2 protein-coding genes and 1 pseudogene are annotated in these 938 nt (G+C 40.6%); all 3 read right to left on the reverse strand.

Annotation, left to right across the window (positions count from 1 at the left end; translation table 11 throughout):
• Positions 1–199: pseudogene (locus FC90_RS08490) on the reverse strand (relaxase MobL); the annotation flags it as partial.
• Positions 200–217: 18 nt separating this feature from the next.
• Positions 218–613, reverse strand: coding sequence for a hypothetical protein (locus FC90_RS08495; protein ID WP_057908818.1), 396 nt, complete (start codon positions 611–613; stop codon positions 218–220).
• The coding region (locus FC90_RS09375) for a hypothetical protein (protein WP_057908819.1) at positions 606–938 on the reverse strand (333 nt) is incomplete at its 5' end. The genes FC90_RS09375 and FC90_RS08495, both read right to left, overlap by 8 nt.

Here is a 938-nt window from a genome sequence, read left to right on the forward strand (position 1 = left end):
TTTTAAATTCGCTGTCTTGATTTTTCTCAACGGCTGTCAAAGAGTCATCATAGTTAACGGGTGAAAAGGCACTGTATTCATTGAAGTGTTCATTACGAACTGCCTCGTCACGATCCATGTAATCAATAAAACCTTGAAAACCTTTCGCACCTGGTCGAATAAAACGAACTGTTTCGATTACACCTGGCATACCAGCCATGTGATCACTTCCTTACGATTAATTGTTAAGTGTGTCGTTGTGTTGCGTTTGGTGTTTTAAAATTTCAGAATGCCGTTTGGCAGCAACAAATTTCTTTGCCTCAGCCACCATGCCGGACTCATTAATGTTAGTGTTGATCAACTGATTAAAGTTAAACTTCACAGCTAACGTGTTAGCCATCTGAATCAGCATCTCTGATTGTGCCGCATACGAGTTTAATTGTTCACGCATCATTTTCATTTGAACGGCGGACTCGTTTTTATTGCGCTCTTTTATTAACTCGTCGTGCATGTACTGATCGAATAGCATTTCAAACATGCGGCCTCGAGGTACTTTTTGTTCGTCTGCCAAGTCACAAAATACTTCAAAAACTTTATCGTCAATGTAAAGATTATATTTAGATCTACTAGTCAACTCGATTACCTCCGTTCTTACCTTCAGCCACTATTTCGGCGAACGTTTTGCGGCGCACAACGTTACCCTCCTGGTCAAATTCAAATGGCGATTGAAGCATACCTAAGCGCACGTTCAAATATAGAATGTCGCCGAACGTCTGTACTTGTTTTGCTAAAGTTTCCATCGCGATTTCGTACCGAGCATCACTGTGATAAATCATTTCGTCAGCAGCCACTTTCTCTAATACATCACGTAAATAATCGTCTCGGCTGCTGTAACCTAACTGAGTTGCTTGCTCTGATAATTTTGTAGATACTGAGTCTGGAACTTCTCGAACATGAAT

This window comes from Latilactobacillus graminis DSM 20719 (assembly GCF_001436415.1).
Classification (GTDB): Bacteria; Bacillota; Bacilli; order Lactobacillales; family Lactobacillaceae; genus Latilactobacillus; species Latilactobacillus graminis.